This is a genomic window from Streptomyces qaidamensis (assembly GCF_001611795.1).
Lineage (GTDB): Bacteria > Actinomycetota > Actinomycetes > Streptomycetales > Streptomycetaceae > Streptomyces > Streptomyces qaidamensis.
The window spans coordinates 6,757,451-6,777,470 of sequence record NZ_CP015098.1 but is presented as its reverse complement, the minus strand read 5'-3'; the positions used below and the strand labels follow the sequence as shown (position 1 = coordinate 6,777,470).

General features: G+C 71.0%; 20 protein-coding genes and 1 pseudogene. 5 read left to right on the top strand and 16 right to left on the bottom strand.

Annotated features, from left to right (window positions below):
* Positions 1-123: 123 nt before the first annotated feature.
* From A4E84_RS30180 to A4E84_RS30170, 3 genes and pseudogenes are all read right to left on the bottom strand, one after another.
* A complete protein-coding gene (locus A4E84_RS30180; RefSeq protein WP_062929556.1) occupies positions 124-1,452 on the bottom strand; it encodes a class I SAM-dependent RNA methyltransferase in 1,329 nt (442 codons plus the stop codon).
* Between the two features lie 122 nt (positions 1,453-1,574).
* Positions 1,575-3,626 (bottom strand): APC family permease, encoded by a 2,052-nt coding sequence (locus A4E84_RS30175; RefSeq protein ID WP_062929555.1) that lies wholly within the window; start codon positions 3,624-3,626, stop codon positions 1,575-1,577.
* A 264-nt stretch (positions 3,627-3,890) separates the two neighbouring features.
* Positions 3,891-4,388 (bottom strand): annotated as a pseudogene (locus A4E84_RS30170) (PfkB family carbohydrate kinase); the annotation flags it as partial.
* A 132-nt stretch (positions 4,389-4,520) separates the two neighbouring features.
* On the opposite strand from A4E84_RS30170, the gene A4E84_RS41355 reads away from it, so the two are divergent.
* The 3 genes from A4E84_RS41355 to A4E84_RS30160 all read left to right on the top strand — a co-directional run bounded on the left by A4E84_RS41355 (position 4,521) and on the right by A4E84_RS30160 (position 6,483).
* Positions 4,521-4,784, top strand: coding sequence for a hypothetical protein (locus tag A4E84_RS41355; protein WP_237305173.1), 264 nt, complete (start codon positions 4,521-4,523; stop codon positions 4,782-4,784).
* A 353-nt stretch (positions 4,785-5,137) separates the two neighbouring features.
* The gene (locus A4E84_RS30165; protein ID WP_062929554.1) at positions 5,138-5,809 is read left to right on the top strand and encodes a potassium channel family protein; all 672 of its coding nucleotides are present in this window, start codon (positions 5,138-5,140) and stop codon (positions 5,807-5,809) included.
* Entirely contained in the window at positions 5,809-6,483 is a 675-nt protein-coding gene (locus A4E84_RS30160) for a potassium channel family protein (RefSeq protein ID WP_062929553.1), read from the top strand. The genes A4E84_RS30165 and A4E84_RS30160 overlap by 1 nt, the downstream gene beginning before the upstream one ends.
* A 74-nt stretch (positions 6,484-6,557) precedes the next feature.
* On the opposite strand, the gene A4E84_RS30155 is transcribed toward A4E84_RS30160, so the two are convergent.
* The 8 genes from A4E84_RS30155 to A4E84_RS30120 all read right to left on the bottom strand — a co-directional run bounded on the left by A4E84_RS30155 (position 6,558) and on the right by A4E84_RS30120 (position 14,427).
* On the bottom strand, positions 6,558-7,289 hold the full coding sequence (locus tag A4E84_RS30155; RefSeq protein ID WP_062929552.1) for a DUF3159 domain-containing protein: 732 nt from the start codon (positions 7,287-7,289) through the stop codon (positions 6,558-6,560).
* 3 nt (positions 7,290-7,292) lie between these two features.
* A complete protein-coding gene (locus A4E84_RS30150; RefSeq protein WP_078899176.1) occupies positions 7,293-7,691 on the bottom strand; it encodes an OB-fold nucleic acid binding domain-containing protein in 399 nt (132 codons plus the stop codon).
* Positions 7,692-7,754: 63 nt separating this feature from the next.
* Entirely contained in the window at positions 7,755-8,438 is a 684-nt protein-coding gene (locus A4E84_RS30145) for a response regulator (protein ID WP_062929551.1), read from the bottom strand.
* Entirely contained in the window at positions 8,435-10,978 is a 2,544-nt protein-coding gene (locus A4E84_RS30140; RefSeq protein WP_062929550.1) for a sensor histidine kinase, read from the bottom strand. The genes A4E84_RS30145 and A4E84_RS30140 overlap by 4 nt, the downstream gene beginning before the upstream one ends.
* Positions 10,979-11,107: 129 nt before the next feature.
* Positions 11,108-12,283: an alginate lyase family protein gene (locus A4E84_RS30135; protein WP_062929549.1), complete on the bottom strand. Its 1,176-nt coding sequence runs from the start codon at positions 12,281-12,283 to the stop codon at positions 11,108-11,110.
* A 158-nt stretch (positions 12,284-12,441) separates the two neighbouring features.
* Positions 12,442-13,194, bottom strand: a complete 753-nt coding sequence (locus A4E84_RS30130) for a DUF3710 domain-containing protein (protein ID WP_062929548.1) — start codon at positions 13,192-13,194, stop codon at positions 12,442-12,444.
* Position 13,195: 1 nt separating this feature from the next.
* Positions 13,196-13,756: a dUTP diphosphatase gene (gene dut, locus A4E84_RS30125; RefSeq protein WP_062931663.1), complete on the bottom strand. Its 561-nt coding sequence runs from the start codon at positions 13,754-13,756 to the stop codon at positions 13,196-13,198.
* A gap of 86 nt (positions 13,757-13,842) precedes the next feature.
* Positions 13,843-14,427 carry a PaaI family thioesterase gene (locus A4E84_RS30120; RefSeq protein ID WP_062929547.1) on the bottom strand — a complete coding sequence of 195 codons (585 nt, stop codon included), beginning with the start codon at positions 14,425-14,427 and terminating at the stop codon, positions 13,843-13,845.
* 57 nt (positions 14,428-14,484) lie between these two features.
* Here A4E84_RS30120 and A4E84_RS30115 point away from each other — a divergent pair, with 57 nt between their 5' ends.
* Positions 14,485-14,943: a DUF3093 domain-containing protein gene (locus tag A4E84_RS30115; RefSeq protein ID WP_062929546.1), complete on the top strand. Its 459-nt coding sequence runs from the start codon at positions 14,485-14,487 to the stop codon at positions 14,941-14,943.
* Between the two features lie 45 nt (positions 14,944-14,988).
* On the opposite strand, the gene A4E84_RS30110 is transcribed toward A4E84_RS30115, so the two are convergent.
* The 4 genes from A4E84_RS30110 to A4E84_RS30095 all read right to left on the bottom strand — a co-directional run bounded on the left by A4E84_RS30110 (position 14,989) and on the right by A4E84_RS30095 (position 18,545).
* On the bottom strand, positions 14,989-15,936 hold the full coding sequence (locus A4E84_RS30110) for a hypothetical protein (protein WP_062929545.1): 948 nt from the start codon (positions 15,934-15,936) through the stop codon (positions 14,989-14,991).
* 13 nt (positions 15,937-15,949) lie between these two features.
* A complete protein-coding gene (locus A4E84_RS30105; protein WP_003993510.1) occupies positions 15,950-16,246 on the bottom strand; it encodes a DUF4193 domain-containing protein in 297 nt (98 codons plus the stop codon).
* A gap of 406 nt (positions 16,247-16,652) precedes the next feature.
* Positions 16,653-17,885 carry a sensor histidine kinase gene (locus A4E84_RS30100; RefSeq protein WP_062929544.1) on the bottom strand — a complete coding sequence of 411 codons (1,233 nt, stop codon included), beginning with the start codon at positions 17,883-17,885 and terminating at the stop codon, positions 16,653-16,655.
* A 6-nt stretch (positions 17,886-17,891) separates the two neighbouring features.
* A complete protein-coding gene (locus A4E84_RS30095; RefSeq protein ID WP_003993508.1) occupies positions 17,892-18,545 on the bottom strand; it encodes a response regulator transcription factor in 654 nt (217 codons plus the stop codon).
* 415 nt (positions 18,546-18,960) lie between these two features.
* Here A4E84_RS30095 and A4E84_RS43550 point away from each other — a divergent pair, with 415 nt between their 5' ends.
* The gene (locus tag A4E84_RS43550) at positions 18,961-19,134 is read left to right on the top strand and encodes a hypothetical protein (RefSeq protein ID WP_167455422.1); all 174 of its coding nucleotides are present in this window, start codon (positions 18,961-18,963) and stop codon (positions 19,132-19,134) included.
* Positions 19,135-19,196: 62 nt separating this feature from the next.
* Here the strand turns inward: A4E84_RS43550 and A4E84_RS30090 are convergent, their stop codons facing one another.
* Positions 19,197-20,012 (bottom strand): inositol monophosphatase family protein, encoded by an 816-nt coding sequence (locus A4E84_RS30090; protein ID WP_062929543.1) that lies wholly within the window; start codon positions 20,010-20,012, stop codon positions 19,197-19,199.
* Positions 20,013-20,020: the final 8 nt, after the last annotated feature.

Below are 20,020 nucleotides of genomic sequence, written 5' to 3'. Positions count from 1 at the left end.
CTGGTGCAGCGCATTCCTCACGAACTCGCAGATCAGAGAGCTCTCAAGGATCGATCCGCCCGATTGAACCGCTGCGCGGAGGGAAACAGGTCGAGCAACCCACTAGAGCAACAAAACCGCAGGTCAAGCACCCTTATCCGCAGGCTCAAGAATCGCCACGCACTCCACGTGATGCGTCATCGGAAACAGATCGAACGCCCGAAGCGTCCGCACCCGATACCCACCGTCCCGGAAATACCCCAAGTCCCGCGCCAACGCAGCCGGATCGCACGCCACGTACGCGATCCGCCGCGCGCCCAGCGAGGCCAGGTGCTGGACCGTCTTGCGGCCAGCCCCCGCCCGAGGCGGGTCCAGGACGATCAGGTCGACCTCCGAGATGCCGGTGCGCGGGAGGACCGCCTCGACCTTGCCCTGCTCGATCCGTACGCGCTCGAAGTCCGCGAGGTTGTGCCGTGCGTCCTCCACCGCGCGCTTGCCGGACTCGATGCCGAGGACCGCGCCCTGGTCGCCGACGCGGTCGGCGAGGGCGCCGGCGAAGAGGCCGACGCCGCAGTACAGATCGAGGGCCATGTCGCCCTTGCGCGGGAGCAGGCCCTGCATCACAGCCGTGACCAGCGTGTCGGCCGCCTTCGGGTGGACCTGCCAGAAGCCGCCGTTGCCGACACGGTGCGTGCGGCCGTCGGCGCGTTCGCGGACGAAGGGGCGGCCGTGGACGCGGTGGACACCGCCGGAGCGCTCGTCCACGCGCAGGACGGAGACCGGGCGGTCGAGTTCGACCAGCGGAAGGCGCGCGCCCGGCTTCGGGGTGAGGATCACCTGGCGGTCCTGGGAGCCCGTCGCCGCGATCGCCTCGACGGAGTCCATGCCCGTCCAGACCCGCTTCTCGATGCCCAGCTCGCTGACGCCCTCCGCGGCGATCATGCAGTGGTCGATCGGCTCCACCTCGTGCGAGCGGTGCCGGCGCAGGCCCGCCCGGCCGTCGGCGGTGACGGCGTACTGGACGCGGGTGCGCCACGCGGGGACCTGGCCCGCGGGCACCTTGTCGCCCTCGGCGGGCAACACCGTGCCGTCCCAGCCGGCCTCCTCCGGGGTGAGCCCGGCGAGGTGCTGGAGCTGTTCGGCGATGACGTCGGCCTTCAGGCGGCGCTGCGCGCCCGGCTTGGCGTGCTGCCAGTCGCAGCCACCGCAGCGGCCGGGACCGGCGAACGGGCAGGGCTCGTCGATCCGGTCCTTGGAGGCGTCGAGCACCGTCACGGCGTCCGCGCGCAGGAACCGTGCGCCCTCTTCGCCCTCCGTCACCCGCGCCACGACCCGCTCACCGGGCAGCGCGTGCCGTACGAACAGCACCTGCCCCTCGGACGTACGGGCGACGCAGTGACCGCCGTGGGCGACGGGGCCGACCTCGACCTCGTACTCCTCCCCCACCAGCGACTTCCTCGGTTCTGCCTGCATGGCGGGGTGACTCCATAACGCGTGAGGGGGAAGGGCCGAACGAAAAACGGCCGGACAACAGCCCACCAGTCTACGTGGCTGCCACCCGGCCGCTTCACACGAGCCGTCGCATCGGGAAATCGTCAGGACTTGCGCTCGGAGGACTCCTTCGACGGCACCTGGGCGGGACCCCGGCGCACCGACCCCGGCGCGTTCCAGTCCTGCTGCCTGCGGGCCCGCCGCTTGGCCGCCTCGGAGGACTGCAGCTGGTACGGCACCGAGGTCACCATGATCCCGGGCGTGAACAGCAGCCGTCCCTTCAGCCGCAGGGCGCTCTGGTTGTGCAGCAGGTGCTCGTACCAGTGGCCGACGACATACTCGGGGATGATCACGGACACCGCGTCCCGCGGCGATTCCTTGCGCAGGCTCTTGACGTACTCGATGATCGGCCGGGTGATCTCGCGGTAGGGCGAGTCCAAAACCTTCAGCGGTACGTCGATGCCGCGCCGCTCCCACTCCTCGCGCAGGGCCTTGATCTCCGCCGGGTCGACGTTGACGCTGAGGGCCTCCAGCGTGTCCGAGCGCATCAGCTTGGCGTAGGCCAGGGCGCGCAGTGCCGGGCGGTGGATCTTGGAGATCAGTACGACCGAGTGGACGCGGGAGGGCCGTACGCTGTCGTCGCTCGGGCCCTCGGGGGCCGCGATCTCGGCGGCGACCCGGTCGTAGTGCTTACGGATGGCCGTCATCGTCGCGTAGAAGATCACCATGCCGAGCAGGGCGACCCAGGCGCCGTGCGTGAACTTGGTGACGAGGACGACCACCAGCACCAGGCCGGTGAAGAACGCGCCGAAGGCGTTGATGGCGCGGGAGCGGATCATGTGACGGCGCTTGGCCTGGTCCTTCTCGGTGGCCAGGTGGCGGTTCCAGTGCCGGACCATGCCGGTCTGGCTGAGCGTGAAGGACACGAACACGCCGACGATGTAGAGCTGGATCAGGCGCGTGGAGTCGGCGCCGTAGATCCCGACCAGCAGTCCGGCGGCGCCGGCGAGGAGCACGATGCCGTTGGAGAAGGCCAGCCGGTCGCCGCGGGTGTGCAGCTGGCGGGGCAGGTAGCGGTCCTGGGCGAGGATCGAGCCGAGCAGCGGGAAACCGTTGTAGGCGGTGTTGGCGGCGAGGAACAGGACCAGCGCGGTGGCGGCGGCCAGGATGATGAACAGGAAGCTGCCCTTGCCGAAAACCGCCTCGGCGACCTGGGAGATCACCGGGTTCTGGACGTAGTCGCCGCCGAGCGGGACACCGTTGTGGAACAGGTCCTTGGCCGGGTTCTCGGCCATGCGGACGTCGGTCGCGGCGGCCAGCGCGATGATGCCGCAGAACATGGTGACGGCCAGCAGGCCCATCATGGCGAGGGTGGTCGCGGCGTTCTTCGACTTGGGCTTGCGGAAGGCCGGGACGCCGTTGGAGATCGCCTCGACGCCGGTGAGGGCGGCGCAGCCGGAGGAGAAGGCGCGCAGCAGCAGGAAGACCAGGGCGAATCCGGCCAGGCCCTGGTGCTCGGGCTTGATGACGTAGTCCGCGGTCGGTGCCCGCATGGTGTCGTCCAGGACCAGTCCGCGGAAGGCGCCCCACGCGATCATGGTGAAGACGCCCGCGACGAAGACGTACGTCGGGATCGCGAACAGCGAGCCGGACTCCTTCACCCCGCGCAGGTTCATCAAGGTCAGCAGCACGATCACGCCGATCGCGCAGAACACCTTGTGCTCGACGACGAACGGGATCGCGGAGCCGAGGTTCTCGATGCCGGAGGAGATCGACACGGCCACGGTGAGGACGTAGTCGACGAGCAGCGCGCTGGCGACGGTGAGGCCGGCCTTGGGGCCGAGGTTGGTGGTGGCCACCTCGTAGTCGCCGCCGCCGCTGGGGTAGGCGTGCACGTTCTGCCGGTACGACGCCACCACGGTGAACATCAGCACGACGACCGCGACGGCGATCCAGGGGCTGAAGTGGTACGCCGTCACGCCCGCGATCGACAGGACCAGCAGGACCTCACCGGGCGCGTACGCCACGGAGGAGAGCGGGTCGGAGGCGAAGACGGGGAGTGCGATGCGCTTCGGCAGGAGCGTTTCGCCCAGCCGGTCGCTGCGCAGTGCGCGCCCGATCAGGATCCGTTTGGGCACGTCGGTCAGTTTGGACACAACAGAGGATCGTAGGCGTTCGATTGCGGGGGCGCCCACCCGCCACCCCCCATCGGCGTTCCCTCTGCTCTCCGAGTGAATTCAGAGGCCTGTGCGGCTGGGGATTCCGCAGGTCACCCGCTTCCCATGCCTATATGACTGAGCCCTGTCCGTCTCCCGGCCGTTGCCCCCCTGGAGGTCCCATGCACACGCCCGCCCAGCTGATCGGCGCCGCGGCCACCCTCGTCGCCCTCGGAATCCTGACGCTGGCGAGCGTCCGCAGCATCAGCCGCCGCAAGGACGCGCCGCCGGACACCCCCTAGGAGCAGGCTCGGACCGCTCCAGCCCCGCCACCCGCGCGCGCAGTTCCTCCCGTCCGATGGCGGCGGCCCGGGTCGACGGGATCGTGCAGGCGTAGGCACCGGCCACGGTGCCGTGCAGGGCGCTGCGCAGGGGTGGGGCGCCGTTCAGCCAGGCGTAGAGGAACGCGGCGGCGAAGGCGTCGCCCGCGCCGTTGGAGTCGACGACCGGAACCGGGGGCGGGGCGGCGGGTACGTGGGTGAGTTCATCGTCGGCCGGCAGGTAGGCGCCGTCCGCCCCGGCCGTGGCGACGACGATCCGGGCCCTGCCCCGCTCGGCGATCCGCCGCATGGTCCGCTCCGGGTCGCTCAGAGCCGTGCTGGACAGGAAGACCAGGTCGGCCTGACGGGCGAAGGGCTCGTGGTAGGGGTTGGAGCCGTCCCAGTCGTGCAGGTCGGTGGAGATCGTGAGGCCCGCCTCGCGCGGGCGCGAGCGCGGAAGGGCCTTCGGCGTGTTCGCCGGTGTCGGCGCGGGCGGAGCGGCCCTCGGGTCGTGGCGGGCGGGCTGCTCACCGAGTACGCCAGCTGGCGCTGGTGTCTTTGCATCAACATCCCCATGACCGCGATCGCCCTCTTCGACGTCCCGCTCATCCTGCGCGACCGCCCGGGCGGCAACCTGCGCAACCTGGACGTCCCCGGGGTGCTGCTCAGCGCCACCGGCCTCGTCTCTCTGGTCTACGGCTTCACCCGGGCCGAGCCCCACGGCTGGACCGACCCGACGGTGCTCGCCCTGCTCATCGGCGGTGCGCTGCTGCCGGCCCTGTTCGTGCTGGTGGAGGCCAGACCATCCTCGGCTCCTCGCCGGTCAAGGCGGGCATGACGCTGCTGGTGCTCCTGGCCGGCCTGCTCGCACGAGGCGGACGGCGAACTCCCCGTCCGGAAGCGGTGGTCGAGGCGCCGGCTGAGTCCGGCCCACCGGCCACGCCGACGCCCACCGGCCCCCGCCACACCCGAGGGTCCTGGTGGGCTGACTGGGCCTTGCCGATACGTTGGACACGGGCGATCGGCCGGGCGGGCGGACACCGAAGGGGATCACACCCGGCGTTCCCCGGCATGATGGTGCCTGGCGGCCCGCACAGAAGGCCGCGAAGTGCTGCCCGGCGAGCCGAGAGAGAGACATGAGCAGAACACTGACGCAGGCCGGAAGGTCTGCGGGAAGCGTGGTGTGAGGCCATGCACATCGTCATCATGGGTTGCGGAAGGGTGGGTTCCGCGCTGGCCCAGAACCTGGAGCAACAGGGGCACACGGTCGCCGTGGTCGACCAGGACCCCACCGCCTTCCGCCGGCTGGGCTCGGGGTTCGGCGGCCGTCGCGTCACGGGCGTCGGCTTCGACCAGGACACCCTGCGCGAGGCGGGCATCGAGGAGGCCGGCGCCTTCGCCGCCGTCTCCAGCGGTGACAACTCCAACATCATCGCCGCTCGCGTGGCCCGCGAGATGTTCGGCATCGAGAACGTCGCCGCCCGCATCTACGACCCCCGCCGCGCGGAGGTCTACCAGCGCCTGGGCATCCCCACCGTCGCGACCGTCCGCTGGACGGCCGACCAGATGCTGCGCCGTCTGCTCCCCTCCGGCGCGGAGCCGCTGTGGCGCGACCCCACGGGCGGGGTCCAGCTCGCCGAGGTGCACACCTCCACCGCCTGGGTCGGCCACAAGATCAGCCGGATCCAGGAGGAGACGGGTGTGCGCGTGGCGTTCCTGACCCGGCTCGGCGAGGCGGTCCTGCCCACCTCGCAGACGGTGCTGCAGGAGGGCGACCTGGTGCACGTGATGATGCGCACCGACGAGGTCGACAAGGTCGAGGCGGCGTTCGCCAAGGGTCCCGAACAGGAGGGCGGTCACTGATGAGGGTCGCCATTGCCGGAGCCGGCGCCGTCGGCCGCTCGATCGCGGGCGAACTGCTGGAGAACGGCCACGAGGTCCTGCTGATCGACAAGGCGCCGACCGCCATCTCGGTCGAGCGCGTCCCGCAGGCGGAGTGGCTGCTCGCCGACGCCTGCGAGATCACGTCCCTGGACGAGGCGGCGCTCCAGCGCTGCAACGTCGTGATCGCCGCGACCGGCGACGACAAGGTGAACCTGGTCGTCTCGCTCCTCGCCAAGACGGAGTACGGCGTCCCGCGCGTCGTCGCCCGTGTGAACAATCCCAAGAACGAGTGGTTGTTCAACGAGTCCTGGGGCGTGGACGTGGCCGTCTCCACCCCGCGCCTGATGTCGGCCCTGGTCGAGGAGGCGGTGAGCGTGGGCGACCTGGTCCGCCTGCTCCGCTTCAGCCACGGCGACGCCAACCTGGTCGAGCTGACCCTGCCGGAGGAGTCGGCCCTGGCCGGCACGCAGGTCGGCGACGTCGAGTGGCCGCAGGACACGTCCCTGGTGACGATCATCCGCGGCAACCGTGTGCTGACGCCCTCGCGGGAGGACTCCCTGGAGGCCGGCGACGAACTCCTCTTCGTGGCGGCACAGGCCCGTGAGGAACAGCTGGAGGACCTGCTGTCGGTGCGGCGGACCACGGCGGGCTGAGCGGTCTCCGAGCAAGCGGAAGGGGCGTCCCGAGTACTCGGGACGCCCCTTCCGTTTCCGTCAGCGCCTCAGGTTCACTGCTCCGCGGACCGGGCGGCAGCCTGCCGCTCGCGTTCCTCGGCCGCCTTCTCCTCGGCCTCCATCTCGGCGAACACGTCGATCGGCGCGGGCGCCTTCGCGAGGAACAGCCACGTCAGGTACACCGCGAGCAGGAACGGCGGGATCTTCAGGGCCACCAGGACCCAGCCCAGCTGGGTGGTGTCGGCCCACCAGTACAGCGGGAAGAGGATCGCGCACTTGGCGAGCAGGATCGCTCCCCACGCGTAGCTGGCCTTCGCGTAGGCCTTCTTGCGGCCGGGGTTGCGCGTGCGCCAGGAGAGGTTCTCCTTGAAGACCGGTCCGAGGATCAGCCCGATCAGCGGCACCCCGCACAGCGTGGTGATGATGTAGGCGAGGCCCAGTCCCAGCGTGTAGAGCATGCCGGGCAGGTAGAAGTCCTTGGCGTTGCCGGTCATCATCGCGAAGACGACACCGAAGGCCACGCCGAAGACACCGCTGAAGGCGTGCTTGACGGTGTCCTTCATCACCAGCCGGACCACGACCAGCACCAGCGACACCGCCAGCGCCGCGATCGCCGAGAGGTGCAGGTCCTTGTTGATCGTGTAGATGGTGACGAAGAGGAGGCCGGGCAGGACCGTCTCCACCATGCCCCGCACGCCGCCGAACGCCTCGAACAGGGCGGCCTCGGTCACCGCCCGGGCGTCGTCCGCAGATGTCTCTTCGGTCGGCTTGTCGAGCGACGTCACCGGCTACTCCCGTCCGAGGGGTCTCAGTTCGTACTTGGGATTGAACAGCACCCGGCGGCCCCGGCTCATCGAGATCCGGCCCGACGCGATCAGTTTGCGTCCCGGCTCTATCCCCACGATGGAGCGCCTGCCGAGCCAGACCACGTCCAGCGCGGCGGAGCCGTCGAACAGCTCGGCCTCCAGGGCCGGGACTCCCGCACGCGGCCGAAGGGTGACCGTGCGCAAGGTACCAGTAACCGTCACTATCTGGCGGTCCTGGCAGTCTCCGATCCGGATGCAGCCGGCCGTCTCGCTGTCTTCTCGCAGTTCCTCGGACTCCAGGTCCTCCTGCGACGAGGAGAGCCGGTCGAGCATGCGCCGGAAACGGCCCGCCGGCTTTTCGGAACGAGGGACAGCACTCATATCTGAAGCGTACCGGGGCCCGCTGACGAAGGGCGAGGAGCCTGTTTCCCGGCCCGAGACCCCTCACTTCTCGAAGCGGTAGCCCATCCCCGGCTCGGTGACGAAGTGCTTCGGGTGCGAGGGGTCCGCTTCCAGCTTCCGTCGCAACTGCGCCATGTACACGCGCAGATAGTTCGTCTCCGTCCCGTACGCGGGCCCCCACACCTCCTGGAGCAGTTGCCTCTGCCCGACCAGGCGTCCGCTGTTGCGCACGAGGACCTCCAGCAGGTGCCACTCCGTGGGGGTCAGCCGTACGTCCTTGCCGGCCCGGTTGACCTTCTTCGCGGCCAGGTCGACGGTGAACTCGCCGGTGTCGACGATCATGTCGCCCGGGCCGTCGCCGGCCGGTTCGGCCCGGCGTACGGCGGCCCGCAGCCGGGCCAGCAGCTCGTCCATGCCGAACGGCTTGGTGACGTAGTCGTCGGCGCCCGCGTCCAGCGCCTCGACCTTCTCGTCGGAGGTGTGCCGGGCGGACAGCACCAGGATCGGCACCCGGGTCCAGCCGCGCAGTCCCCTGATCACCTCGACGCCGTCGATGTCGGGCAGTCCGAGGTCGAGGACGACCACGTCGGGGTGGCGGGCGGCGGCGAGCCGCAGGGCGGTGGCACCGTCGTGGGCCGCGTCGACCTCGTACGCGCGTGCCTTCAGGTTGATCACGAGGGCGCGCACGATCTGCGGCTCGTCGTCGACCACGAGGACGCGGGTCATGAGGCCTGCCTTTCCGGTTGTGCCGCGGGACGGCGCTCCGGGCGGGTTCCCGCCGAGCGGAGGGTGAGGACCATGGTGAGCCCGCCGCCGGGGGTGTCCTCGGCGTCCAGGGTGCCGCCCATGGCCTCGGCGAAGCCGCGTGCCACCGCGAGGCCCAGACCCACGCCCGCGCCGCGTGGGGCGTCGCCGTGGCGCTGGAAGGGCTCGAAGATGCGCTCCTTGGCCTCGTCGGGCACGCCCGGCCCCTGGTCGACGATCCGCACCTCGACCCGGTCGGCGAGCGCGCTGCCGGCGACCAGCACGGGCGCACCGGGCGGACTGTACTTGACGGCGTTCTCCACGAGGTTGGCCATCGCCCGCTCCAGCAGCCCGGGGTCGACGGCGACCATGGGCAGCGTCTCGGGCACGTCCAGGCAGGCGCTGCCCTCGGGCACGCCGCCGAGCGCCACCGGCACCACCTCGTCGAGGTCGATCTCACGGATCAGCGGGGTGACGGTGCCCGTCTGGAGCCGGGACATGTCGAGCAGGTTGCCGACGAGGTGGTCGAGCCGGTCGGCGCCCTCCTCGATGCCCGCCAGCAGCTCGGCCCGGTCCTCCTCGGACCACTCGACGTCCTCGGAGCGCAGGGAGGTCACCGCCGCCTTGATCCCGGCGAGGGGGGTGCGCAGATCGTGGCTGACGGCGGCCAGCAGGGCCGTGCGGATGCGGTTGCCCTCGGCGAGCGTGCGGGCCCGGTCGGCCTCCTCCCGGAGCCGGCGGCGGTCCAGGACGACGGCGGCCTGGGCGGCGAAGGCGGCCAGCACCCGGCGGTCCTCGGCGGGCAGCACGCGGCCGGTGAGCGCCAGGGCCATGTGGTCGCCGACGGGCATGTCCACGTCCGCCTGATCGGGCCGGTCGACCGGGCGTCCGGGGCCCACGCGGCCGGCACAGGTCCATGGCTCGACGTCGCTCGCCCGTTCCAGCAGGGCCGCCGACTCCATGCCGAAGGTCTCCCGGACCCGTTCCAGCAGGTCCTCCAGGCCCGTCTCGCCGCGCAGCACGTTGCCGGCGAGGAAGGACAGGATCTCGGACTCGGCCCGCAGCCGGGCCGCTTGATGCGTACGGCGGGCGGCGAGGTCGACCACGGAGGCCACCGCCACACCGACCGCGACGAAGATCACGAGGGCCACGATGTTCTTCGGGTCCGCGATGGTCCAGCGGTGCAGGGGCGGTGTGTAGAAGTAGTTCAGCAGCAGGGAGCCCACCGCCGCCGAGGCCAGGGCGGGCAGCAGCCCGCCGAGCAGGGCTGCCGCCACCGTCAGCGCCAGGAACAGCAGCATGTCGTTGGCGAGGCCGAGGTCGACGGCGTTGAGCAGCGCGGCCAGCAGCGGTGGTCCGGCGACACCGGTGATCCAGCCCCACACCCGACGGGAGCGTCCGAGCCGCGCGCCCCGGGCGACCGGCAGTCCGCGGCCCTTGGCGACCTCGTCGTGGGTGACGATGTGCACGTCGAGGTCGGGTCCGGACTCCCGGGCGACCGTCGCTCCGACACCGGGCCCGAAGACGTACTGCCAGGTCTTGCGGCGCGAGGAGCCCAGCACGATCTGGGTGGCGTTCACGCCGCGGGCGAAGGCGAGCAGCGCGGCCGGTATGTCGTCGCCGACGACATGGTGGAACGTTCCGCCCAGGTCTTCGACCAGGGTCCGCTGCACCGCCAGTTCCTTGGGCGAGGCCGAGGTCGGTCCGTCGCTGCGGGCTATGTAGACGGCCAGCACCTCGCCGCCGGCGCCCTTCTCGGCCAGCCTGGCGCCCCGGCGGATGAGCGTGCGGCCCTCGGGTCCACCTGTCAGACCGACCACGATCCGCTCGCGCGAGCCCCAGATCTTCGACACCCGGTGCTCGCTGCGGTACCGGGTGAGGTAGGCGTCGGCCCGGTCGGCCACCCACAGCAGGGCCAGTTCGCGCAGGGCGGTCAGGTTGCCGGGGCGGAAGTGGTTCGACAGGGCGGCGTCGATCTTGTCGGGCCGGTAGATGTTGCCGTGCGCCATCCGCCGCCGCAGCGCCTGGGGCGTCATGTCGACCAGCTCGACCTGGTCGGCCCGGCGTACCACCTCGTCCGGCACGGTCTCCAGCTGCCGCACCCCGGTGATCGACTCGACGACGTCACCGAGGGACTCCAAGTGCTGGATGTTGACGGTCGAGACCACGTCGATCCCGGCGGCGAGCAGTTCCTCCACGTCCTGCCAGCGCTTGGCGTTGCGGGAGCCGGCGATGTTGGTGTGGGCGAGTTCGTCCACGAGCGCGACCCGGGGGCGGCGGGCGAGGACGGCGTCGAGGTCCATCTCGGGGAAGACGCCGCCGCGGTACTCCAGTTCCCTGCGCGGCACCTGCTCCAGCCCGTGCAGCAGCACTTCGGTGCGGGGCCGCCCGTGGTGCTCGACGACGGCCACCACACAGTCGGTGCCCCGCTCGACGCGGCGGTGCGCCTCGGCCAGCATCGCGTACGTCTTGCCGACGCCCGGTGCCGCGCCGAGGTGGATCCGAAGCTTGCCGCGTGCCATGGCCTCATTGTCTTCCGGTGGTCTGCCGACTGCGCAGCGTCGACCCTACGGCCGGAAAGCGCGGCAGCCGGGCGCCGGGCACGCCCGGATGCGCACTTTGACGGAACTCTGACGCGGCCGGTCGAGGGGTCAGGCGGGGTTGTCGCCGTGGGTGAGGGTCTCCCAGGCGACGAAGAGGTTGTTGCTCCCTGCCGGGCGGCCCCGCAGGGTCAGTGTCCCGGTGTTGGTCATGGCGTGGCCGAGCCGGTTGGCGAGGGCGTTGTGCCCGACCTCGGAGACCGGCCCGAGCCCGAGTTTCAGCGAGCCGCCGCACAGCCAGCCCTCGGCACCGGCGCCGAGCTGGTACCTGGCATGGAAGCCGAGCCCGTGCCGCAGCCGCTCGCCCACGTCGGTGCCGTAGAGGTCCTGCCCCTGGATGCGGCTGGTCTCGGCGACATGCGAGATGGCCGAGAGTCCGTAGCCGGTGTGCGTGAAGTCGCGGCAGGTCTCCTGGCTGAGTCCGTTGACGAAGGTCGTCTGCCCCTGCCAGTACTTGACGATCTTCTCGCGGCTGTTCAGGTTCTGGCTCGGCACGGTCTTCGGCAGGGCCCCGTCTGACTCCAGGTAGACGTAGGCGGCCGTCCGGGTCCGGAACGTCGCCATGGCCTTGTCGTACGAGGCCTTGTCCTCCAGGAAGACGGAGATGCCGACGGCGGCCTCCGTCATCGACAGCTCCCAGTTCCCGTTGGAGTTCGAGCCGTTGATGATCTCGGGCAGGTAGACGGTGCGGAGTATCGTGGCGAAGCGGCCGGAGTTCGCCCAGTTCCCGGTGTAGCTGTGCTTGATGATCTCGGCGGCCCGGGACCAGGAGGAGCCGGCCCAGCCGGTCTGCAGGGGCGCGTTGCTGTTGGTGTGATCGCGGATCACGGCGGACCAGGCGTCCATCAGCTCGATGGCCTTGCGAGCGTGCCGTTCGTCGCGGGTGATGTACCAGGCGAGCGCGTGGGTGTACGCGGCGATGGCGTCCTCGCGCTCGTCGGTGCAGCCGAGGTCGGGGTTGGAGTACGAACCGCATTCGACGACCGCCCGGGGCCTGGGCGCGCGGTTCAGGTCGGCGTACTTGCTCGCCGTCATCCGGTCGAAGGCGCCCTTCCAGGGCTGGGCACCGGCGTTGACCTTGGACCGGGTGAAGTCCAACTGGCCTTTGGATACGGTGACTCCGGGGTGGGTGAAGGCGGCGGGGGCGCTGGGAGCGGCGTCGGCGGGCCAGGCGAGAACACCCGCGACGAGGGTGGCCGAGGCCGCAAAGAGAGCGGTTCTGCGCATGCGTGGGGGCCTTCCGTTCTCGTATATGAACGTGAAGCGCCTTTATGAACAGACGCGTTGGACGGAGACGGTAGGTACAGACCAATGCACCGTCAAGGTTCCGCGCACGAGAAAGGGCCGCACCCCCGGCGGGGTGCGGCCCTGGTGTCTCTGGGGGTTCAGCGGACCTCGGTGATCTCCGGCCCGCGCTGGAGCTGGCCCATTCCGCCCGCGAAACGGGAGCCCTCCTCCTGCTGGACGCCCTCGGGGACCATCTGGGCGTCGTTGGGCAGCTTCAGGACGATCGGGTCGCGGGGCGCCATCGGGCCCTCCCCGCGGACCACGACCGTGTCCCGGAAGATCTGCTCCAGCAGCCCGGCGGCCTGCGGCTGCACCGCGCCCTGGCCCGAGATGACCCCGCGCAGGAACCAGCGGGGGCCGTCCACACCGACGAACCGCACGACCTGGAAGCCGCCGGTGCCGTCCGGCAGCTGTACGGGCACCTGGGCGCGCAGCTCCCAGCCCAGCGGCCCCTCGACCTCGTCGACGATGCCGCCCTGCTGGGTGATGCCGGTGCCGATCTCCTCGCGCACCTCGCCCCAGATGCCCTCACGCTTGGGGGCCGCGAAGCCCTGCAGCTGGATGGCGCTGTCGCGCAGCACGACCGTCGCCGCCACGATCGCGTCGCCCGCGACCTCGACCCTGAGCTCCATGCCGTCGACGCCCGGCACGAACAGACCGCCCAGGTCGACCCGGCCTTCGCTCGGGTCACGCACCTCGGAGCTGTCCCAGGGCCCGTCGGGGCGCGGCGCCGGCTCGAGCCTCAGGCGCCCGCCCTCGTCGTCCGCCTGACTGTCGACACCGTCGACGACCTGCTCGGCCTCGCCGGCCGCGTCCTCGGCGGCATCCCTCTTCTTGCGACGTCCGAACACGTCACTGTCCTTCCCGGTCGGATACGACCGAAGCGTATCGATTCCCACCCGCCTGACCGCCGACGGCGGCCTGACCGCTTGTGCCGCTCGTCCCGTCCACCGCCGCATGGCCTCCGGTGGACCCGAAGCCCCCCTCGGCCCGCGCGGAGCCGGGAAGCTCCGCCACCTCCTGGAAGCGGACCCTCTCGACCTGCTGGACTACCAGTTGGGCAATCCGGTCGAAGCGCTCGAACCGCACGGCCTCGCGCGGGTCGAGATTCACCACGATCACCTTGATCTCCCCACGGTACCCGGCATCAACCGTCCCCGGGGCATTCACCAGCGCGACGCCGCAGCGGGCGGCCAGGCCGGATCGCGGGTGCACGAAGGCCGCGTACCCCTCCGGCAGCGCCACAGACACCCCCGTGGGCAGCACGGCCCGCTCGCCCGGCCCCAGTTGGCACGCCTCGGTGGTGCGCAGATCGGCCCCGGCGTCACCGGGCTGCGCGTACGACGGAAGCGGCACGTCGGGGTCGACGCGCCGGATCAGCACGTCCAGCGGCTGCCGGCTCCCGGGAGGCATGGGGCTCGTGGGAGTCGCGGGGCTCATGGGACCTTCCGGGCTGACGGAGCTGGTGGGGCTTGCCGGTTGCAAGGGACGGCCCGTGCTCACGGGTTCACCTCGAACGCGCGGGCGCGCCGGACCTGGTCCGGGTCGCTCATGGCGGCCCGGATCTCCTCCTGGCGGCCGTGGTCGACGAAGTGGTCGACCTTCACCTCGATGAAGAGCGCGTTCGCGCGCACGGCGACGGGCCCGTCGGGGCCGCCGACGCGTCCGGTCGCGGTGGAGTAGATCTTCCGCCCGGCGACCGCCGTCACCTCCGCCTCCAGGTACAGCGTGGTGCCGACGGGCACGGGCCGCTCGAAGTCGGTCTCCAGCCGCCCGGTCACCGCGATCGTGCGCAGCAGCCAGTTCAGCGAGCCGAGGGTCTCGTCCAGGGCGGAGGTGAGCACGCCCCCGTGCGCGAGGCCCGGAGCGCCCTGGTGGGCGGGCTGGACGGTGAACTCGGCGGTGAGCGACACGCCCTCGCCCGCCCGCGCCTGAAGATGCAGCCCGTGCGGCTGGTCGTCGCCACAGCCGAAACACGCCCCGTAGTGCGCGCCGAGGAGCTCGCCGGGCGCGGGCGCGTCCGGGTGCCGCACCGGCTGCACGGCGTCGGCCGGAGGCTGAAGAGCTGCGGAAGTACGACTCACAGCCGGAGACCTTACCCGCGCGTCGGCCCCTTTCGGACACCGTGTCAAGCTTGGCCCATGCAGCTCTCCGCCGCCCCGTACGAAGAACGCCTCACCGCCCCGCGGACCTGGTGGCTGATCTCGTTCCTCGTGGGCGTCTCCATGGCCCTGATCCTGCTCCCGTTCGGCACGCTGCCGATGCTCGGCGGCCTGGCCGGGGGCACCGCGGTCGCGGCCGTCGCCGCGAGCTCGTACGGCTCGCTCCGCATCCGCGTGGTCGGCGACTGCCTGATCGCGGGAGAGGCGAAGATCCCGCTGGCGGCACTGGGCGAGGCGGAGGTGCTGGACGCGGAGGAGGCCCGCGCCTGGCGCACCTACAAGGCCGATCCGCGCGCCTTCCTCCTGCTGCGCGCGTACATCCCTACGGCCCTGCGGGTGGAGGTCACGGACCCGCAGGACCCGACTCCGTACCTGTACCTGTCCACGCGCGAGCCGGAGCGCCTGGCGGAGGCGCTGCGGACGGCGAAGCCGGCGTAGCACTCCTGAGCGGGACGTCACCCGGCCGCTGATCGACGCCCGGTCTCAGCGCCCGTCGCCGCCGTGGTGGCCCTCGTGACGGCCCAGGGGGTCATGGGTGATCTCGCCCATCTCCAGGGCGTCCGCCGGACGTTCCAGGCCGGGGAGTGCCTCCAGGGCCTCCCAGGGCACCTGGATCTTGCGCAGGTCCCCGCGGATCCGGCCGGCGAGCTTTCTCGTCTCGCCGCGGTTCATGACCGCGCCCACGGCGGCGCCCACCAGGAACGGCATCAGGTTCGGCATGCTGCGGACCATGCGCTTCATGATCCGCTGCCGCAGTTCGCGCTTCATGCGGCTGTTCAGCGCCGCGCTGAGGGTCGACGGCCTGGACGGGTCGACGCCGCGCTCCCCCGACCACGAATCGAGGTACGCGGTGCTGCGCTGCTTGAGATTGCCGGGCGGCCGTACGCCGTAGACCTCGTGGAGTTCGGCGATCAGCTTCAGCTCGATCACCGCGACGCCGGTGATCTCGGCGGCCAGTTCCGTCGGCATCGCCGGGGGCACGGGGAGCATCGCGGCCGCGCCGACACCGGCTCCGACCGTCGCCGTCGCCTTGGCGGCGCCCGCCACGAGCTTGTCGGCGAGTTCCTCGGGCCCCAGGCCCGGGAACTGCCTGCGCAGCGTCGCCAGGTCCCGTACGGGCACGCGCGGGGCCAGTTCGATGATGCGGTCGGCCAGGTAGGCCAGTCCGGCCCGGGCCCGGTCCCCGCCCTTGCGGGCGCCTTCCCTGGCCCGCTGCCGGAGCGTCCCCGCCCGCCGTCTCGCGACGGGTGCGGGGACGTCCACGGACGCCGGGAGGTCACCCCGGTCCGCTGCCGGTTCGAGCGAGGCCGCCCCCGTACCGGATGAGCCTCGCTCGTCGTCACGCGCGCCGTACCGCGGGCCGTCCGTCGGCCCTTCGTCCGCTGTCCGCTTGGAGAAGCGGCGCTTCCAGGGAGGGGTCGAACCGGTCACGGCCGACCCGCCCTCAGTCGCAGTCGCGGCAGATCGGCTGACCGTTCTTCTCCCGGGCCAGCTGACTGCGGTGGTGCACCAGGAAGCAGCTCATGCACGTGAACTCGTCCTGCTGCTTCGGGAGCACCCGGACGGCCAGTTCCTCGTTCGAGAGGTCGGCTCCGGGCAGCTCGAGGCCTTCGGCGGCCTCGAACTCGTCGACGTCCACGGCGGAGGCCGACTTGTCGTTCCTCCGAGCCTTCAGCTCTTCGAGACTGTCCGAGTCGACGTCGTCGTCGGTCTTGCGTGGAGTGTCGTAATCGGTTGCCATGGTCGCTCTCCCCCTCTGGGTGTCTGCGGTGTCTCCAGCGCACGTAACGCGTGAGAGGCCGGACTTGTGCCCGACCTGAGGCGGAGATTTTGCCTCACATCAAGGTCTGTTACTCAATCGACACCCAACCGGACCCCTCATGAGTGATCGGCTTGGATGGCGATGGGGACCGTACACGGTCCGAATGCTGCACGCCAAAGGCGTCTCACCGTGTACTTCCCGTGATCAAGACCCCCGAAAACCGGGATTATCCCGGCTTTCCGACAACGGGCATGATCACGGAGAGTAGATGTCTGGAAAGGCGTCCCTGTGATCGATCACACACAGTGCACGCGCGGTGAAGCTTCGAAAATTCCGCGCAAAGCGAACATCCCCGTGTGACGCCGAGTGGATCGGCGACATGATCTCAGATCGGCAGCGTGACGCGCATGACGAGTCCACCCCCCTCGCGCGGCTGGGCGTAGATGTGCCCGCCGTGTGCCCGGGCCACCGACCGGACGATGGACAGCCCGAGCCCCACGCCCTTGTCGCTGCCCGTCCGCTCCGTGCGCAGCCGCCGGAACGGCTCGAAGAGATTGTCGATCTCGTACGCCGGCACGACCGGGCCCGTGTTGGCGACGACGAGGACCGCCTGGCCGTGCTGGACGTCGGTGGTGACCTCGACCCAGCCGTCCTCCGCCACGTTGTAGCGCACGGCGTTCTGCACGAGGTTGAGCGCGATCCGCTCCAGCAGCACGCCGTTGCCCTGGACGACCGCGGGCTTCTGCTCGCCGCGGATGCTCACGCCCCTGCCGGCGGCCTCCCCGCGGACCTGGTCGATGGCCTGCTCGGCGACCTCGGCGAGGTCCACCGGCCCCCGCTCGACGATCTGGTTGTCGCTGCGGGCGAGCAGCAGCAGGCCCTCCACCAGCTGCTCGCTGCGCTCGTTGGTGGCCAGCAGCGTCTTGCCGAGCTGCTGGAGTTCGGTGGGGGCGCCCGGGTCGGACAGGTGCACCTCGAGGAGCGTGCGGTTGATCGCCAACGGCGTTCTCAGTTCGTGCGAGGCGTTGCCGACGAAGCGCTGCTGGGCGGTGAAGGCGCGCTGGAGGCGCTCCAGCATGTCGTCGAAGGTGTCCGCCAGCTCCTTCAGCTCGTCGTCCGGCCCGTCCAGCTCGATCCGCCGGGAGAGGTCGGAGCCGGCCACCGCGCGGGCGGTACGGGTGATCCGGCCCAGCGGGGACAGGACGCGGCCGGCCATGGCGTAGCCGAAGGCGAACGCGATGACCGCCAGGCCCAGCAGGGCCAGCAGCGAGCGGCTGAGCAGGTTGTCCAGGGCGTTCTGGCGCTGCTCGTTGACGCAGTGGTTCATGGCGTTGTTGAACTCGGCGGGCGATGCCTGGTCGGGCAGGTTGCAGATGTCGCTGGTGACCTTGCCCTCGACGATCTTGAACGGCAGCTCGCTGCCCACGTTCAGGGCCTGTGCCGCCAGCAGGTAGATGATCGACAGCAGCAGGATGCCCGCGATCAGGAACATGCCGCCGTAGAGCAGCGTGAGCCTTATGCGGATGGTCGGGCGCAGCCAGGGGAAGGGCGGCACGGGCCTTCTGGGGTCCCAGGTGGGCTTGGGAGGCGCCTGCGGGGGCGCGGGGGTAGCTGCCACGGGGTATCAGATCCGGTAGCCGGAGCCGGGGACGGTGACGATGACGGGCGGCTCGCCCAGCTTGCGGCGCAGGGTCATGACCGTCACGCGCACGACGTTGGTGAACGGGTCGGTGTTCTCGTCCCAGGCCTTCTCCAAGAGCTGCTCCGCGGAGACGACGGCGCCCTCGCTGCGCATCAGCACCTCCAGGACGGCGAACTCCTTGGGGGCGAGCTGGACCTCCTTGCCGTCGCGGAAGACCTCGCGGCGGTTGGGGTCGAGCTTGATCCCGGCGCGCTCCAGGACGGGCGGCAGGGGCACGCTGGTGCGCCGGCCGAGGGCGCGCACGCGCGCGATGAGCTCACTGAACGCGAACGGCTTGGGCAGGTAGTCGTCGGCGCCGATCTCCAGCCCTTCGACCCGGTCACTGACGTCGCCGGAGGCCGTCAGCATCAGCACCCGGGTGGGCATGCCCAGTTCGACGATCTTGCGGCAGACGTCGTCGCCGTGCACGAGGGGCAGGTCGCGGTCGAGGACGACCACGTCGTAGTCGTTGACCCCGATGCGTTCCAGGGCGGCCGCGCCGTCGTACACGACGTCGACGGCCATGGCCTCCCGGCGCAGTCCGGTGGCCACCGCATCGGCGAGCAGTTGCTCGTCCTCGACGACGAGTACGCGCACGTTCGTGGTCCTTCCTCATGTCCACCCGCGTAGCCCTCCACCGGGCGCACGCGGGCAGGGGGCTTCGACGGTGCCTTGGTGTGTTGCCCTCCATCCTGCCCTTTTCGGCCATAAGTCGGAGGTAAGGCGGGTGAGAGGGCGGTGACCCGAGGGGGAATACGAGATTTTCTCCTCCGGTTAGGTTTCCACGGAAGGGAGCTTGGGGAGGACGGCTTTACATCCCACGATCACGCTCTGCTGGCGCCGCACCACCATGCGGTGCGCATCAATCCGCTTTCCGCAGGGCGGGCATGGGTGTCCGGCACCGTCGCCGCCCGGCCGAGCGGCGCTGGGCATCCGCAGGCGGCGTGATCGTCCCTTCCGAACGGCACACCCCCGTGCCATCGACCCACGACCCAGGACGAGGGGGCGCAGCATGGACGCATTCACCGCAGGACTTCTGCAGCGCATAAGGGCGACCGAGTCCGATCTGTCCCGGGCTCGCGACGAGGGCGACGACTTCCTCGTCGATGTGGAGCAGGGCGAGCTCGACGACCTGCGCCGTCTCGCCGCCGAGCACGGTGTGGAGGTCAGCGCGACGAGCGTCTGATCCTGCCGCAGGAAGCGGGCCCCGGCGAATCCAGCGCCGGGGCCCGCTTCGTTGTCTCCCACTCAGTCGTGCCAGGCTCCGAAGTCCTCCAGGATGCGCTGGAGGGGCTCGAAGACGCCGGGGGTCCCCGCCACTGCCAGATCACCCGACGGACGCTCTCCGGGGCGTCCACCGGTCAGCGCGCCCGCCTCCCGGGCGATCAGGTCCCCCGCCGCGAGGTCCCAGGGGTGCAGACCGCGCTCGTAGTAGCCGTCGAGGCGTCCGGCGGCCACGTCGCACAGGTCGACCGCGGCCGAGCCGCCGCGCCGGATGTCGCGCAGCAGCGGGATCAGCCGCTGGGCCACATCGGCCTGGTGGGCGCGGACGTCGGCGACGTAGTTGAAGCCCGTGGAGACCAGCGCCTGGTCCAGGGGCGGCGCGGGGCGGCAGGCCAGCCCGCGCTCGCCGTCCCAGGCGCCGGTGGCCCAGGCACCCCGGCCGCGCACGGCGTGGAAGGTCTCGCCGCGCATCGGGGCCGCGACGACGCCGACGACGGTCTCGCCGTCCTGCTCGGCGGCGATGGAGACGGCCCAGGTGGGCAGCCCGTACAGGTAGTTCACGGTGCCGTCGAGCGGGTCGATCACCCAGCGGACGCCGCTCGTGCCCTCCGTGGCGGCGCCCTCCTCGCCGAGGATCCCGTCGTCCGGGCGGCGCTCGGCGATCAGGTCCGTGATCAGCTTCTCCGCCGCGATGTCCATCTCGGTGACGACGTCGATGGGGCTGGACTTCGTCGCGGCGACCGCGAGGTCGGCCGGGCGTCCGTCCCGCAGCAGCGCCCCGGCGCGGCGGGCGGCCTCCCGGGCCAGTTCGAGCAGGTCCGTGTGCAGGGGGTCGGTCACGGGGCTCC